Annotated in this window: 12 protein-coding genes; 10 read left to right on the top strand and 2 right to left on the bottom strand. The window is 61.6% G+C overall.

The features are described from left to right. The first annotated feature begins 38 nt into the window (after positions 1 to 38). The 5 genes from GMO_RS03410 to GMO_RS03390 all read left to right on the top strand — a co-directional run bounded on the left by GMO_RS03410 (position 39) and on the right by GMO_RS03390 (position 4,518). Positions 39 to 914: a bestrophin family protein gene (locus tag GMO_RS03410; protein ID WP_008850875.1), complete on the top strand. Its 876-nt coding sequence runs from the start codon at positions 39 to 41 to the stop codon at positions 912 to 914. A gap of 55 nt (positions 915 to 969) precedes the next feature. Continuing rightward, the gene (locus GMO_RS03405) at positions 970 to 1,557 is read left to right on the top strand and encodes a CarD family transcriptional regulator (protein WP_008850874.1); all 588 of its coding nucleotides are present in this window, start codon (positions 970 to 972) and stop codon (positions 1,555 to 1,557) included. A gap of 159 nt (positions 1,558 to 1,716) precedes the next feature. Further along, complete coding sequence (locus GMO_RS03400; protein ID WP_008850873.1) at positions 1,717 to 2,517, top strand: glucose 1-dehydrogenase; 801 nt, start codon at positions 1,717 to 1,719, stop codon at positions 2,515 to 2,517. A gap of 6 nt (positions 2,518 to 2,523) precedes the next feature. After that, positions 2,524 to 2,898, top strand: a complete 375-nt coding sequence (locus tag GMO_RS03395) for a response regulator (protein ID WP_008850872.1) — start codon at positions 2,524 to 2,526, stop codon at positions 2,896 to 2,898. Positions 2,899 to 2,913: 15 nt separating this feature from the next. Then, positions 2,914 to 4,518, top strand: coding sequence for a tetratricopeptide repeat protein (locus GMO_RS03390; RefSeq protein WP_008850871.1), 1,605 nt, complete (start codon positions 2,914 to 2,916; stop codon positions 4,516 to 4,518). On the opposite strand, the gene GMO_RS03385 is transcribed toward GMO_RS03390, so the two are convergent. Both GMO_RS03385 and GMO_RS03380 read right to left on the bottom strand, forming a co-directional pair. Next, the gene (locus tag GMO_RS03385) at positions 4,512 to 8,669 is read right to left on the bottom strand and encodes a translocation/assembly module TamB domain-containing protein (RefSeq protein WP_008850870.1); all 4,158 of its coding nucleotides are present in this window, start codon (positions 8,667 to 8,669) and stop codon (positions 4,512 to 4,514) included. The two genes, GMO_RS03390 and GMO_RS03385, sit on opposite strands and share 7 nt — an antisense overlap. Then, entirely contained in the window at positions 8,669 to 10,843 is a 2,175-nt protein-coding gene (locus GMO_RS03380) for an autotransporter assembly complex protein TamA (protein WP_040507749.1), read from the bottom strand. Before GMO_RS03380 ends, GMO_RS03385 begins: the two co-directional genes overlap by 1 nt. Before the next feature lie 155 nt (positions 10,844 to 10,998). Between GMO_RS03380 and GMO_RS03375 the strand changes: the two genes are divergently transcribed. From GMO_RS03375 to GMO_RS03355, 5 genes are all read left to right on the top strand, one after another. After that, complete coding sequence (locus GMO_RS03375; protein WP_342632837.1) at positions 10,999 to 12,021, top strand: lysophospholipid acyltransferase family protein; 1,023 nt, start codon at positions 10,999 to 11,001, stop codon at positions 12,019 to 12,021. A 238-nt stretch (positions 12,022 to 12,259) separates the two neighbouring features. After that, a complete protein-coding gene (gene miaB, locus GMO_RS03370; protein ID WP_083813587.1) occupies positions 12,260 to 13,669 on the top strand; it encodes a tRNA (N6-isopentenyl adenosine(37)-C2)-methylthiotransferase MiaB in 1,410 nt (469 codons plus the stop codon). Further along, complete coding sequence (locus GMO_RS03365) at positions 13,663 to 14,829, top strand: PhoH family protein (protein ID WP_040507410.1); 1,167 nt, start codon at positions 13,663 to 13,665, stop codon at positions 14,827 to 14,829. Before miaB ends, GMO_RS03365 begins: the two co-directional genes overlap by 7 nt. Next, positions 14,798 to 15,289 (top strand): rRNA maturation RNase YbeY, encoded by a 492-nt coding sequence (ybeY, locus tag GMO_RS03360; protein WP_008850864.1) that lies wholly within the window; start codon positions 14,798 to 14,800, stop codon positions 15,287 to 15,289. Before GMO_RS03365 ends, ybeY begins: the two co-directional genes overlap by 32 nt. Continuing rightward, a complete protein-coding gene (locus GMO_RS03355) occupies positions 15,286 to 16,227 on the top strand; it encodes a hemolysin family protein (RefSeq protein ID WP_040507408.1) in 942 nt (313 codons plus the stop codon). The genes ybeY and GMO_RS03355 overlap by 4 nt, the downstream gene beginning before the upstream one ends. The last annotated feature ends 25 nt before the right edge of the window (positions 16,228 to 16,252 follow it).

Below are 16,252 nucleotides of genomic sequence, written 5' to 3'. Positions count from 1 at the left end.
CTTGAAGGCTTCCTTAATCCTCATGTGGAGACGCGCGATTGATCGTTAACCGTCGGCACGGACTGGCCATTCTGTTCTGGGAATCCCTGCCTCCCCTGCTGATCCTGGCACTGTGGGACTGCGTCGTGGTGATCCTCTTTCAGATCTACCATCAGGAGTGGATGGAACAGCCTGCCCTTCCGATCTCACTCATGGGCTCGGCACTGGCACTGTTCCTAGGAATGCGCAACAACGCAGCCTATGCCCGCTGGTGGGAAGGTCGCACGCTCTGGGGAGCCATCACCAATAACTGCCGATCATTCGGGCGTGAGGCGGCTTCCCTTCTCGGGGGCCGTCCGGATCTTGCCCGCGCCATGGCAGCCTACCCTCATGTCCTGCGCGCCGCCCTGCGGGGGGACGCACCCAGTGAGGATGTCCGTCGTCTGCTGACACCGGAGATGTATGGCCGGGTCTTTGCCTGCTCGAACGCAGCCAATGCCCTGCTCTACCAAATCGGGCTGGGCGTGCGCGAACAGGTGGAGCATCTGAACATCGACGGCGCCGTTCATGGCACGGTTGACCGCATCCTGTCGGACATTGCCAACGCCCAGGGGGGACTGGAACGCATCCGGAATACACCACTCCCCGCCCAGTATTCGCTTCTACCGGAACTCGTCACGCATCTGTTCTGCATCATCCTTCCACTCTCGGCCGTGCAGACGCTGGGCTGGATCACCCCGCTGGGCTCCAGCATCATCGGCGTCCTGTTCCAGATGCTTGATCGCAGCGGCCGCGATCTTCAGCAGCCTTTCACCAGCAGCGTCCATTCCCTGCCGATGGCGACCATGGCACGGAACATTGAACGCGACCTGCTCCAGCCCATCGGAGACGAAGCACCACCACCCATTGCTGCCGTGGATGGCGTACAGCCGTGAGATAAAGCGCGAAGGCACAAGACAGAAAGTGGTTTTTCTGCTATATTCCGTCTCTATGAACACCTTCAAGACACCCCAGAAGGGCGGCATGACCGACGAAATGGCGCGTGCCGCAGCCAAGAACACCGCGTCCCAGACCGAGCCGGATCATGACGAGGATCCCTTCCGCGAGGGTGACTCCATCGTTTACGCAGCGCATGGCGTCGGCCGGGTGGACAGGATCGGAATGGTCGAGGTTGCCGATACGGCCATCGAGATGATCCAGATCTCCTTTCCCGGCAACCAGATGACGCTTCGCATCCCTCTGGCCAAGGCCCGCAAGGCCGGCCTGCGCAAGATCGTCACGCGGGACATCGTGGACAAGGCGATGACTGTCATCAAGGGCAAGCCCCATGTCAGCAAAGGCATGTGGGCCCGCCGCGCCGTGGCCTATCAGGAAAAGATCAATTCCGGCGATCTGATCCAGATTGCCGAGGTCCTGCGGGATCTGCGTCGCAACGTGGACAGTCTCGACGGCAGCTTCTCAGAACGCAAGCTGTTCGAAGCCGCACAGGAACGTTTCGTTGCGGAAGTGGCCGTTCTGGAAAACACCGACCCGGCCACGGTCCTCGAAAACCTGACCAAAACCATGAAAGCCGCCTGAGGCTTCCAAAACGACCACACGGCTCTTTTCCCTCATCATCCGGAAAAGAGCCGGTTTTTTATTGCATCCCTCCCCGTTTCTTTCGCGTTGGCAAAGCAGCGGCACATCCAAGATTGCCGCTTCACACCCATTTCAGTTTTCAGGAGAGGTGAGGACAGTATGCCCGCCCCTTACAAAGATCGCTTTGCCGGCAGAAAAGTCTTCGTGACAGGTGCTTCACAGGGCATCGGTGAGACAACCGCCATCCGCTTCGCCGAAGAAGGTGCGCAGGTCGCCATCAATGGCCGCAAGGAAGACAAGCTCCGAGCCGTTCAGGCAAAGATGCCAAAGGTTGCCGAAGGTGAACACCCGATCGCAACCGGTGACATCTCGAAGGAAAAAGCCGTCAAAAACATCATGGCCGAAAGCATCAAAGCCATGAAGGGCCTGGACGTATTGGTCTGTAATGCGGGATACCAGATCGCCTGCCCCTCCGAAGATATCAAGCTGGAAGACTTCGAAAGCGTGATGGCCGTGAATGTCACGGGTGTTATGCTGTGCTGTCGCGAGGCCATCCGCTACTGGCTGGAAAACGGTATCAGGGGCACGATCATTGTAAATTCCTCCGTTCACCAGGCTATTCCCAAGCCGCATTACTTGGGTTATTCCGCCTCCAAGGGCGCGGTTGGAAATATCGTCCGCACGCTGGCGCTGGAATATGCCGGCCGGAACATCCGGGTCAACGCGGTTGCGCCGGGCGCCATCGTCACACCGATCAACAGCTCGTGGACCGATGATCCCAAGCAATATAAGGCCGTTTCCAGTCATATCCCCATGAAGCGCCCTGGGGAGAGTCGTGAAATCGCCGATACCATCACCTTCCTGGCCGCAGAGGACAGTTCCTACATCACGGGACAGACCCTGTATGTGGACGGAGGACTGACCCTCTATGACGATTTCGAAAAAAACTGGTCATCGTAAACGCATATGAAACCTTCCCTCTCCGTCCTCCTTATCGAGGATGATTTCCTGATCCGGACCTGTCTTGCGGAATTCCTGCAGGATAATGATCTGACGGTCATGGAAGCCGGAAACTGTGCTGAAGCCGAAGCCATCATCACACAGACGGCCGCTCTGGACGCCGTGGTGGCCGATGTCACCCTGCCGGATGGAGACGGGATGGCGCTCAGCCGTTCCGCCCGGGAAAAATGGCCGGATCTGCCTGTCATCTACATCAGCGGGCACGGAGACCTGAGGCGCAACGAGACATCAAACGACCCCTCGCGTGACCGTTTCATTTCCAAACCCTATACTCTTGCGAGCATACTGGACGCCCTTCAGGACATGGCGCATTCCGGTTGATCGGAGGAGAGTTGCATGTCGGCTGTACTGGACCCCGCGGAAACGGCTGCGGATGAAAATCCGCTGAAGGACGCTGTCGCAGCCCTCCATGCAAACCAGCCGGAGCGCGTTCTGGATCTTGTCGTTGTCGAGGATCTGCCTTCCACACCGGAAGTTCGGATCCCGGCCGCCCTGCTGCGGGCCAGGGCTCTGTTCCGTCTCTCCCGTCACGTAGAAGCCGCGGCCGAACTGGAACAGGCCAGCACGCCTTACGGACCACATCCCATTACAGGACTGATCGACGAGGCACCGGGCCTCGGGCTTCGGCATGAACTGCTGCCGCTGCTGCGGGAATGCCGGAAACTGGCGCCGCAGGATACACGTCTGCTGGAAGCTGCGGCGACGCTTCTGCTGCATCAGGGACATTTCAATGAAGCCGAAGCCCTTATCCGCGAGAGCCTGCGACGCCGCCCGGGCATCAAGTCCGCCCTGAACCTTCTGGTCATGATCCTGACGGAAAAGGGCGAGTTCGACGAAGCCCTGACCCTGATGGATACCCTGCGCCAGAGCGCCCCGAAAGACTGGGCCGCCATCTGCAACAAGGCCTGCATTCTCAGCAGCATCGGCCGACTCGAAGAAGCGGCGAACCTGTACCGACAGGCCATTCCGCTCGCGCCACAGGAGCCTCAGCTCCGGCTCAACCACTCTATCACCATGCTCAAGAGCGGACGCATGGCGCAGGGCTGGGCCGAGCATGAATGGCGCTTCGGATTGCCGGGGCATACAAACCTGCCGTTGGACAGACTCCTGCCCAACATTTCCCCGGACATCGATCTCCGGGGTAAGCGCGTGCTGGTTACGCAGGAAGAAGGTCTGGGCGATACGCTCATGTATCTGCGCTATATTCCGGCCCTCGGCAGGACAGGCGCCATCATACATATCTGGGGCGCGGAGACGCTGGCCGCCATCTGCCGCCGCGTCGAAGGTGTTTCCCATGTTCAGGTCGGTGGGACCACGCCCGAATTCGACTATCACTGCCCCTTCATCAGCCTGCCACGCGCTTTTGCGGGCACACCTGACGCCATGGGCGCTCCGGTTCCCTATCTTTCGGCGGACCCGGTCAAGGCGGATCTCTGGAAAGACCGCCTGAAGGCTGATCACCAGCTTCGGGTCGGACTTGTCTGGGCCGGTGGCGCCCGCCCGGAGAACACGGCCGCCATGATGGTGGATCGCCAGCGGTCCATTCCCCTGCTCCGGTTGGCTCCGCTTTCCGCCGTCAACGGCATGACGTTCTATTCCCTTCAAAAGGATGCCGCCGCCAGCCAGATTGCCGATTTCCCGGCCCATCTCGTGGATTACATGCCCGAGTGCCGGGATATGGACGACACGGCGGCCCTGGTCGCCAATCTCGACATCGTGGTTTCGGTCGATACCTCGATGGTGCATCTGGCAGGCGGGATGGGCAAACCGGTCATCATGATGGACCGCTTCAACAACTGCTGGCGCTGGCTTCACGACCGGGAGGACAGCCCCTGGTACCCACAGTTACGGATCGTCCGCCAGACCTGTTTCCGGGATTGGACGGATGTGGTGAGCCGTGTAGCTGACCTGCTTGAAAAGGCTGTGGACGAGCGTCAGTAACTGAAGCCGTAGGACAGGCCCACGCTCGATCCAGGATCGTTTTCCGGCGTGGTGAAGCCTGTCACCTGTCCACCCGTTCCGACCGTCGTGTTCAGCTTCAGACGCTTGGTCAGGTCAACCTGAACCTGCGCCTGCGTGCCGGAGCCGGACGTGGCCTGCTTGGCCCCGACATACACGCCCTTCATGACATACTTGCCAGCTTCGACGCTGGTGCCGCCGTTATCCACGCCACTGCCACCGCCGATCGCCAGACGGTCCAGTCCGAGCGTATTGCGGATCTTGCTCAAAGGATCGAAGGCGGACCCGCCTGCAAGCTGCACCACTGCGGCACCAAGCTCGGCAAGCTGCGTCGTGGACAGGGAATGGCTGTCCGTTCCGAACAGAAGGATGGACAGAACCTGATCCCGCGGAAGGCTGGGAACGGAACTGAAATCGATCTTCGGCGCGCTGGCATATCCTGTCACGAGCAGACTGGCGACAGTGCCGCTGGCATTGCGGTCCGCCCGGAAATCCAGCGTCGGATCGAGGCTGTGCCTCACGCCCGAACCATTGAAGCCGACGCGCCCGTGCGTGAAGTTCAGATTGACGCCGCCGAGATTGAAATTGCCACGCTTGAGATCAAATCCTCCGGTCACGTCCGGCGCGCTGCTGGTGCCACGGACATGCAGCGTTCCCTGCATCTCCGCGAACACGCCATGCCCCTGCACAAAGAACTCACCCGGCGAGACGACATCGATTCCAAGACCGATGATCAGACTGCTATCCGAGGCGGAGGGAGCTTTTTCTCCGGGTCGGATGACGGTCAATTGCGGCACGGAAGACGGCATGGAATCCGGAATGTTGATCGTCGCATTGGGAATAACGACCTTGCCGTCCACATCCAGCCGCGTCGTGGCCTGTCCATGAACATGCAGATCGGTGTTGATCGTCGCGGTCAGCAGATCGCTCGAAATCGGGCGCGCCTTCGTGGCGACGATATGCAGATCAACGGGCAGGTCCGGCCGGAAAGCGCCGACCGTGCCATCCAGCGCGATGGTTCCCGCCCCGGCATGGGCGAGGATATGATTGATGGCGATGCTGTCACCAGAGGCTACCAGCGTACCGTTGATGTTATTGAGCCGCACACCCTGCGCGTAATGATCGAAAGCCGCATTCTGGAGCGCGATTTGTCCGGATGCACGGGGCTGGGACGCCGTACCGGCCACGTTCATGTTGATGGCAACCTGTCCGGCGACGCCCATCCCGTTCGCGCCCAGGACGGCATTCGCAACCGAGAGGTCAACATGCCCGGTCGTCGCCAGCGCCATAGGGCCGGTACTGGACAGGGGGGCGGTACCGCGGACAGCCAGAGCCACTTTTGCTCCGGCGTCCATGGAGACGTCCACTTTCGCCGTTTTCCCTGCAAGGCCGATATTGGCCAGGATCTGCGCGGCCGGCAGGGAAGCGGCCGGCCCCGTCTGCATATGCAGGTTCCGCGCGGTCAGGGAAACGGTGCCAGTCGGAGCCTCGATCGTGCCACCGAGTTTCGCATTGCCCGAAATCGTACCTCTGGCTGCGAGATCAGGCGCAAAAGGACGGGCAATCGCGGGGGATACATTCTCCAGCCGGACGGTTGCGTTCAGATTGGGTTTGAACGTCCCGGCGACATCAATGGTCGCGGGGGATACGCCCTGCGGCGCCACGGTTGCCCGCAGGTGATCGACGCCCATCGTCTTGCCGAAAGACACATTGGCCGGACCGCCGAGACGGATGTGTTCCCCCTTGGCCGTAGCCGTCAGGCGGTCCAGCCGGACGGTCTTTTTCGGCATGTCGAGCAGGAGTGACGTGTCGATATCCGCTGGCGCACCGGCCACATTCTGGAACGCACCGGTCAGAACGATGGCCATGCCGCTCTGCGGGCCGCGGACAGTTCCATGCGCCCTGCCCGTTATGCCCTGCGCCCTGAGCCCGGAGACATCCAGCGTCAGATTGGGATTGGGGTTATCGATGGGATTTGTGACGGTACCCGACACCTTCAGGGCCTGCACGCTTGCCTGCTGCATGACGAGCATCCCGTCCAGCCCCATATGAACCACAGGCGGCGCGCTGGCCGCCTCCGTCGTGTGAATGGCCAGTGTGAGATGGCCGGCGATGGCCTGTCCGATCAGGCGGCGGAAATCCGCGAGATTCCTGACCCCGACATCCAGATCCCCGAGAGGAACCTTCGCGCCTTTTGGCAGCTTCAGCCTGCCGTGTCCGGACAGGCTGTTCCAGTCGAGTTTGGTCAACGTCAGGTGATAGGCACCCGCATCATCCTGCTGCAAGGCACTGTCAAGCAGAAGAGGCGCGTGATCGAGCGTGCCGTGTGCCTTGAGCGTTCCCTGAGGGCGCGATGGCAGATGCTGGAAATCCGCATCCAGCGCGATCGGTCCCTTAGCGACCTGCTTCGTACCGAAATCACCCGACAGATCGGCCTTGACCGCCAGATCGCTGGTCGGACCGTCCGCCGTGGCCTTCAGGACCGTCTTCCCCTGGATGGCCGGACTGACCTGTTTCAGATCCGGCAGGGAGAGAGAGGCCTGGGTCTGCATGGTGTTGCCGTGGGCGAGATCGACGACCGAAGACACCAGAAGATGCAGCGCCCGGCCATCCAGCCCGAAGTTCCGCAGTGTCAGGACATTGGCAGGCGACTTTGCAAGCTGGACAGCGAAATGTCCGTCACGACCGATCAGGCTGACGGCCTGTGCCTGCCCTCCCGTCAGGGAAAGCGTGCCCGTGCTGTTCAGGGTCAGATCATCATGGGTCGTACGGGGCATCGCGAAATCTGCCTCCAGACCCGCGCTGCCTTTCAGCTGCGTGCCGCCCATCGCTGCCAGAGGCTGAAGATCTGGCAGGGAAAGGGAAAGATGTCCCTTCGCGGCAGGTTTGATGTCCGCTGTGGCGCTGGCATGGATCAGCGGATGGTCGATCTTCGCCACGACCGGCATGGTCGCTGCCAGCGGATGAGCGCTGACATCCAGCGTCAGTGGCGCGGCCGCCAGAAGACGCGGCTGGGAGCCCGGCAGGCGCAGACCGTCCAGCACGGCAGTCAGATGCGCCAGCGTATCGCTTGGGCTGGCGCCCTCGGTGCCGTCAAACTGCGCATGCAGATGACCGATGGCCGCCCCGGATGCGCTCAGGCTGTCGATGTCGAACGCACCCTGTCCGTTCGGAGCCATCAGGGGACCATGCAGGTTCGTCTCCAGTGTGATAGCGTTCCAGCTCAGACCGGGCCTGAGGGTCATGGCTGGAGCGTTGGCCTTCACGTGCAGATCACCGGCGCGCGTAAAGAGGTTGATCGTTCCACTGGAGGACGCCGTGACCGGTCCGGCAGTCAGTCCGAACGCAAGAATGGCAGCATCACGCGGTCCGGTCAGGTTCAGATGCAGGTCCAGCGGATCAAGCTGCGGCGTTTTGGCGAGAGTGGTGATGAAACCGTTTGCGGCGTCCTGAAAATGCAGGTCAAGCGCCAGACGGTTGCGGGGTGTCTGGGCCGTCAGGGTCAGGCCACCGGGAACATCCAGCCGCTTAAGCCCCAGCCCCATATCCATGACAGGCAGGGTTTTGAGCGTTACGCCGTTCAGAAATGGCGCAATGCTGGCGATATGGGCGTGCCCGTTCAGCGAGAACACGCTCGCCTGCCCCGTGAAGGAGGGACCGATCTCAATCCGGCCGACATCCAGACGGGCGAGATCGACCCGCAGGTTCAGCTTCGATGGAGCGGAACTGGAAGAGGATGTCTCCGAAGACGAGGAAGACTCTGAAACGGGCGCCCGCGTTACAGCCAGCCGCGAGGCACTCAGATTACTGACGGAAGCATCAAAATGCAGGAGTGACAGCGGCGACCAGCGCAGGTCGAAATCATCCAGTTCGAGCCACGTTCCCTTTGTGTCTCGAATCTCCAGTTTCGTCAGGGCGAGATGCTGGGGAAGCATCCCATGAAGACCGGAAATCTGCACCATTCCGCCCGTAAGGGGACCGACCTTGCGTTCGATCAGTCGCTGGCCCGGACCTATATTGATTCCGACCAGCACGACAACAAGTGCAAGCACCACAAGCCCGACTGGAACCGCAACTACGCCAGCCGCGATCCGCAGGAGAAGTTTCCGGTGTTGCGTCAGCCAATGCCGCATCAGAACGTCTCCCCGAGGCCGAAATAGAGTTCCCATTTGTCGCCACCGACCGGGCGGTTCATAGGCAGCGCCACATCCACACGGACAGGCCCGATCGGCGTGAAATACCGCACGCCACCACCATAACCCACGCGCAGCTTGCCTTCACCCGGCCGGGATCCCGTCCCGACCTGACCGGCATCCACAAAACCTGCCACACCCAGATTCCAGGGGAGTCGCTGACGGTATTCGACGGAGCCAGCATCCATGGAGGTGCCGCCGATGCCGTATTTCGTATGCCCGTACTGTGGACCGACACCCTGATAGCGGAATCCGCGCACGGTTGAGGGACCACCGGCATAGAGCCGCTGATCAGGCGGGATCTGAAAGGTCGAGGCACCTTGGACGGATCCGACCAGACCACGCACGGCGATGACGCTCTTCCCCGGTTTCGTCAGCCCCAGATGGGCAAGATCGAAATAGGTGGAAACCTGTGCGGACAGAATGGCAAAGAACGAGGAGCCGCTTTCCAGCGACTCGGAAGGTGTGGCGGAGAGGGAAGCCCGGACACCATGCGTGGCAGGATCGATCGGGTTGCTCAGCTGGGTGTTATCGAAGTTGGCATAGAGCGGCGCAGAGATGATGAAGTAGTTTCGCGTAGTGCCAAACTGCTGGATCTGTTCCTGCTCGGCTGAAAGACTGCCGGAGAGGCTCCAGTACCGTCCTACATGGCGGGTGATGCCCGCCCGCCCCAGAATGGCGGTCTGGTGATAGGAATACAGCCACTGACGGATTCCTTCGAGACGTACACTCAGATTCTGACCCTTGTGCAGAAAGTCCGGCTTGAGAAAGTCAGCATAGAAATCATAACCGAGCCCCTGCTGCGCCGAGCCGCCCAGACCGGTGATGAGCGCCGTCAGGCGAAGCTGTTCGGCATTGCCGAGGATATTGTGATGTGTCCAGCTCACACCGGCACGCTCGCCCAGATCGGTCGAATATCCGACTTCCGCGGCCACGGTCCGGGGTTTGGATTCCTTGAAGTCGAACCGCACCGGCATGGCCTGCGTAATGCCCGGGACCATGCTCTCCGCGGGCGGAAGTGTGACGATGGGCGGGGCGTTGTTGGCCTGCACGGAAGAGAAGACACCCGTGCTTGCAAGATCCTGACGGGCATTTTCGATCCGGGACGGCTGGTACAGCTCTCCCTCATGCAGGGGAATGCGGCGGCGGAGATAGGACTGATGGGTGTTTTTCAGTCCATTCATGCCTATGGGACCGATGACCAGACGTGGCCCGCGCTGGATGCGGAACACCACATCCAGCGTCTTCGTCTGCGGCCGCAGATAAGCTAGCGGCGTCGAAACGGTTGCCGTCGCGTATCCCTCTTCCTGCAGATGGTTCAGCAGATTGGACTGCGCCGCCAGCACATCAGCCGCGACAGCGGGCTGCCCCGATCGCAGGTTGAAAGCCTTCTGTTCCTCCGGCGTCAGTGTGACGGGCGTGCTTTCCGCCGCCGCGGCCTGCGATGTGGGCGGAGCGGCATTGCCCTGTGGGGTCTGTGCGCTCTTTCCTCCCGGATGCGTCGTCTGCCGTCCGGCCTTTCCACTGGAGAATGAGGAGACAGTCTGCCCCGCCGTAGCGTTCCCTGCCTTCACGGCAGAGACATCGGCCGGGGTCGCGGTCCGGGCGGGGGGCGGCGTGGTGAGGGAAACGGTTCCGAGATGGAACTGGGGACCAGTCTGGGCAGAGATCGTAATGGTGGCTTTCTGCCCTTTAGGCAGAGCGCGCAGCACATCAGGAACAGTCGGATCGCGGCCATCAAGCGTATGGCCATTCGCCTTCACGGTGATGGTGATGGTTCCGGCGTAATAGCCGAATGATTCCAGCGCGTTTTTCACACGGTCATAATCTCCACGGATCCGTCCGGCGAGCGCATAACCTCCAACGGCATGGGACGCCTGAAGGGATTTGAGCTGCGACGATGCCGTCATGGCGGCGTCAAGTTCCGTGTTCTTCGTGGGCGTGACCGTCACGGTGTAGGCAACCGCCGGCTCTCCGCCCGGAGTATCCGTTTTCTGGGCGTGGGCGGCCTTCCTGGCCAAGGCGCTATGGGGGCCCATGGTGCAGAAGACGGTTGTCATCACGCCGAGCGCAAAAGACATGGGGAGAGCGGCTGAACGGCGAGCTGACTTCACCGGGCTTCCTGAAATCCGTTTTGAAGATACGACCGATCCACGAAACAGACCGATCGGAAGGCGCGGACCCGACAGAAGCGGCCGCATATCCCTGAGGAGCCTTTTCATCTCCCTCCTGTCAAGGGTGCACATGCCATCAGCTCCGGTTCACCTGAATGATTATTGCGCAATGGACAAACAAGATTGTCTCGGCGGATCGAAAACCGTATCACTCAGCCCCCATGTCCCATCATGATGCCCAGAACCCATCCAGCCGTCGCAGTCACAGCCGCCCGGTCCTCGACGAGAATGCGGATTTCTCCGGATTCCAGCCGACCACGCCCTCGACCCTGATGGGGCGTGTGCAATGCGTGGTACGGCTAGTCCTTGTGCTGCTCTGGGGGTTCTGGATCTGTAGCATTCAGGGGATTCTCATCCGCCTGCCGGGTCCGGCGAAAATTCTGTTTCCCCGCCTGTTCTGGAAAGGGATCGGCCGGATCCTCGGGATCCGGACCCGCGTGGTGGGGCGGATCGCAGGAGGCGTTCGCAGCCGTAAGGACGTCGAGCGCGGGGCACGGCCTGTCGTCTACGTCGCCAATCACTGTTCCTGGCTCGATATCGTGGTGATCGGGAGCGTTCTTCCTGTCGTGTTCGTCGCGAAGGGCGAAATCGGCGCATGGCCCCTCATCGGTAGCGCCGCCCGCGTGGGCGGGACGATTTTCGTCTCCCGCAACCGCCGCGACACGGGCCGCGAAGTCGCGGAAATGGCGGCACGTCTGCGAAGCGGGAGCGACATCGTGCTGTTCCCGGAAGGCACGTCTTCCGACGGGTCCCGCGTGCTTCAGTTCATGTCGTCCTTTTTCGCGATCGCAAAGCCGGGCCGGCTGGAACGCAAGGAGGCCGAGAAAGCTCCGCCTGTCCTGATCCAGCCCATTTCGCTCGTTTACGACCGGCTGGAAGGCCTCCCGGTCGGACGCAGCCGCCGGAACGTCTTTTCATGGTATGGCGACATGGATCTGACGCCCCACATCTGGTCGTTCGGGCAATGGCGTTCGATGGGAGCGACCCTTCTGATGCATCCGCCGCTTGACCCCGACGATTTCAAGAGCCGCAAGCAGCTCGCTAATGCCACATTCCAAGCCGTAAACGAAGGCGCTGCCGAACTGCGCCACGGCCGACGGGACGAGGATGAAACCTGACGCATTTTCCCCCGCCAGATGCAGGTTTATCTTGACTTACGGCCCATGCACGCTCCACTTTTGGTCAGGAAGAGTGGACGCAATCTCGCGTTCTCCCGGAGGCGGTAGTTCCCATTCAGGCCTGTCTGACATCATGCCGGTTTTCCCTGTCCTGCCATCCCCTATCCGGATCAGGCTTGACCCTAGCCGCTCCTGCCCCGATGTGTGTGCCTGATTCTGCCAGCCCCGGAACAAGACCGTGACCACTCAGACGTTTCCCACGCCCCCAGAAGCCACCGCGCGCGTATCGCGCAACCTGCATGTCATCACATGGGGTTGCCAGATGAACGTCTATGACAGCGCCCGCATGGCGGATGTATTGCGGCCTCTGGGTTATGCGCCGGTTGAGCGTCCCGAAGACGCCGACATGGTCATCCTCAATACCTGTCATATCCGGGAACGCGCGACGGAGAAGGTCTTTTCCGAACTGGGACGCCTGCGCAAGATGCGCGAAGAACGCATGCAGGCGGGTCATGACCGGTCGATCATCGCGGTGGCGGGATGTGTGGCCCAGGCAGAAGGGGCGGAAATCCTGGCCCGTGCGCCATTCGTCGATCTGGTGCTCGGACCGCAGACCTATCATCGCCTGCCGGAAATGGTGGCCCGGGCCGCGCGTGCGGGTAATGCCGTCATCGAGACGGATTTCCCCGTAGAACAGAAATTCGATTTCCTGCCGGAACAGGCCGCCCCACAGTCACAGGGTAACCTAACGGCTTTCCTGACCATTCAGGAAGGCTGCGACAAGTTCTGTTCTTTCTGCGTGGTGCCTTATACGCGCGGCGCGGAGACGAGCCGCCCGGTCCAGTCCGTTCTGGCAGAGGCACGCCGCATGGTGGACAGCGGTGTGCGCGAGATTTCGCTGCTTGGCCAGAACGTCAACGCCTATCATGGCGACGATGGCAGCGGCGCAAGCGCCACACTGGCGGAACTGACGGCAGATCTGGCAAAAATTCCGGGCCTTGCACGCGTCCGCTACATGACCTCCCATCCCCGGGACATGGAAGACGACCTGATCGCAGCCCATCGGGAGAATGCGGCCCTGATGCCGTTCCTGCACCTGCCGGTACAGAGCGGATCGGACCGCATCCTCAGGGCCATGAACCGCGGACACACCGCCGATGAATACCGGGACATCGTGCACCGCCTGCGCGAGGCACGGCCGGACATTGCCCTGTCTTCCGACTTCATCGTCGGCCATCCGGGCGAGACGGAGGAGGATTTCGAAGCAACCATGCAGCTTGTGCGGGACATCGGTTTTGCTAGTGCCTACAGCTTCAAATACTCTCCCCGCCCCGGAACACCCGCTGCCGGACAGCCGATGCAGGTCCCCGAGGACGTGAAAGACCGTCGCCTCGCCGAACTGCAGGCCCTCCTGCGTGAGCAGCAGGATGCCTTCAATGCCGACCTGGTCGGGACCATGCAGGACATCCTAATCACCGGACGGGGCCGTCTGCCCGGGCAGCTTTCCGGGCGCTCCCCTTACCTCCAGCCCGTCCATTTCGATGGGCCGGACCATCTGATCGGTTCCATCGTGAAAGTGGCCATCACCGCACGCCACACAAATTCCCTTCGCGGCACTCTGATCCGGGAGACAGCTTCCGCTTGCTGACAACACCCCCGACCCGTCCTGTAACCATGGACTCCGGTCCCGAAGGCAACCGCACGGTCGCGTTGCGCTTCAGCGACAATATCCTCCTCCAGCGGCTGCTGGGCGACCATGACCGCCATCTCGTGCGGCTGGAAGAGGGGTTTGACGTCCGTCTCTCCTGCCGTGGCAACAAGATCGCCATTTCCGGCGAAAATGACGCCGTAGGCCGGGCGCAGGCCGCGATTATCGCCCTGTATAACCAGCTTGAGCAGGGTGGCACGCTGGACAGTTCGCAGGTCGATGGCGTGATCCGCCTGACGGCCCTGCCCGTCCGTGAAGCCCGGACGCCGTCTTCTCCCTCCCCGGCGCCGGCCGCACGTCAGCCCCGGCACCGTCACGATGAGCGCCGCCGTCCCGAGCGGGCGGAGAAAAACTCTGATCCACTGACGGACCTGCCCGCCATCCGGACCAAGCGCGGGGTCATTGCGCCCCGCTCACACGGTCAGGCAGCTTACATGGACATGCTGGCCCGCACGGATCTGGTTTTCGGGATCGGACCAGCGGGAACGGGCAAGACCTATCTGGCTGTAGCTCAGGCCGTAGGCATGCTGCTGGCCGGACAGGTGGACCGGATCATTCTTTCGCGCCCGGCGGTTGAAGCCGGAGAACGTCTCGGCTTCCTGCCGGGTGACATGCGCGAGAAGATCGATCCGTATCTGCGTCCGCTCTACGACGCCCTCAATGACATGATGCCAGGCGATCAGGTCGTCCGGCGCATGGGAACAGGGGAAATCGAGGTGGCGCCGCTCGCTTTCATGCGCGGACGGACGCTGGCTCATTCCTACGTCATTCTGGATGAAGCCCAGAATACGACCCCGGCCCAGATGAAAATGTTCCTTACCCGTCTGGGGGAAGGAACGCGCATGGCGGTGACAGGTGATCTGAGCCAGATCGACCTTCCCTCCGGTGTGTCATCCGGGCTGCGGGAAGCGGTCGAGACCCTCGAAGGCATCAAGGGAATCGGCATTACACGCTTTTCTTCCGAAGATGTGGTGCGCCATCCGCTGGTCAGCCGCATTGTCGATGCCTATGAACAGAAAGCGCCAGCCGCCCGGGACGTCTTCCGGAACAGGCTGCGCCGGGAAAACAATGGAACCTCCAAGTCCACACGCCGGCACTGACATCATCATTGAGGACGCCAGATGGCGCGCCTCCGTCCCTGATACGGAGCGGGTCGTCCGGCGTGCCATCGCTGCCGTTCCGCGCCAGGGCGGGCCGGATTTCGCGGTCTCGCCGCCACCTTCCATCCTGCTGTCGACCGATCGGGTCGTGAAGCGGCTCAACGGCCATTTCCGCAACCGGAACAAGCCAACGAACGTCCTGACGTTCGAGCCTGTCTCGCCGCAGCATGGCGGGGACATCATCCTCGCCTATGAAACCGTCCGACGCGAAGCGCAGGCGGCACGGCGCTCCCTGCGGGCCCACCTGTCCCATCTTGTCGTGCATGGCCTGCTGCATCTGGCAGGTTATGATCATCACCATCCGGGGGAAGCCCGCGAGATGGAGGGCGTCGAGACGCGGACAATGCGTGCGCTCGGGTTTGGTGACCCATGGCGGCAGGGTGGAAAGGTCCGGGCATGAGCGACGAAAACAACGACCGACAGGACGATCAGGGCAAAAGCCGCTCACGCGGGCTGTTTGGCCTTTTCAGTCGTCGAGGCCGTGACCAGGGCCTGCGCGAATCCATCGCGACGCTCGTGCAGGAAGCCGGGCAGCCCACCGAGGACGCCGGAGAAACGGAAGAGCTCGACCGGCAGGAACGCGCGCTCATCATGAACGTGCTCCGTCTGCGGGACATCACGGCGGATGATGTCATGATCCCACGCGCGGACATCATCGCAATGCCCGAAAACATTTCTTTCGAGGATGCGCTCGATCTGATGCGCCGGGAAAACCACTCCCGGCTTCCGGTCTATCGCGGACAGCTCGATGACATTGCGGGCATGATCCACGTGAAGGATCTGATCGCGTATGTCGGAGACCCGCAGGCCTTCGACATACGCCCGCTCCTGCGTCAGCCCCTGATGATCGCCCCGACCATTCCTGTGCTGGACCTGCTGCTTCAGATGCGGCAGCGGCAGATGCACATGGCGCTTGTCATTGACGAATATGGCAGCATTGACGGACTTGTGACGATCGAGGACCTGATCGAGACGATCGTGGGAGATATTTCCGACGAGCACGACGATCCGGTCACGACAGCCTGGGTCGAACGGCCTGACGGTTCCTTCGACATCGATGCCCGTCTGCCGATCCGCCAGCTTGAAGAGCGGCTTGGAGCAGTTCTGACGGATGCGGAACGGGAAGCGGAAATCGAGACAGTTGGCGGGCTTGTCTTCCGTCTGGCTGAGCATGTTCCAGCCCGGGATGAAGTCCTGACCCATGAAAGCGGACTGGAATTCCGGGTTCTGGACGCGGATGCACGCCATATCCGCGCCCTGCGGATCCGGGTGCCGGAAGGCTGGGAAAAGAAGCCTCTGCCCACACCACGCACACAGGAGGACGAGCGCGGGTCTTGACGCCCGCGGCCGTTCGGCGTTGTGA

Origin of the sequence: Gluconobacter morbifer G707, assembly GCF_000234355.1 — a bacterium.
Lineage (GTDB): Bacteria > Pseudomonadota > Alphaproteobacteria > Acetobacterales > Acetobacteraceae > Gluconobacter > Gluconobacter morbifer.
The sequence above is the reverse complement of the archived record's forward strand: the minus strand, read 5'-3'. Positions and strand labels throughout refer to the sequence as shown.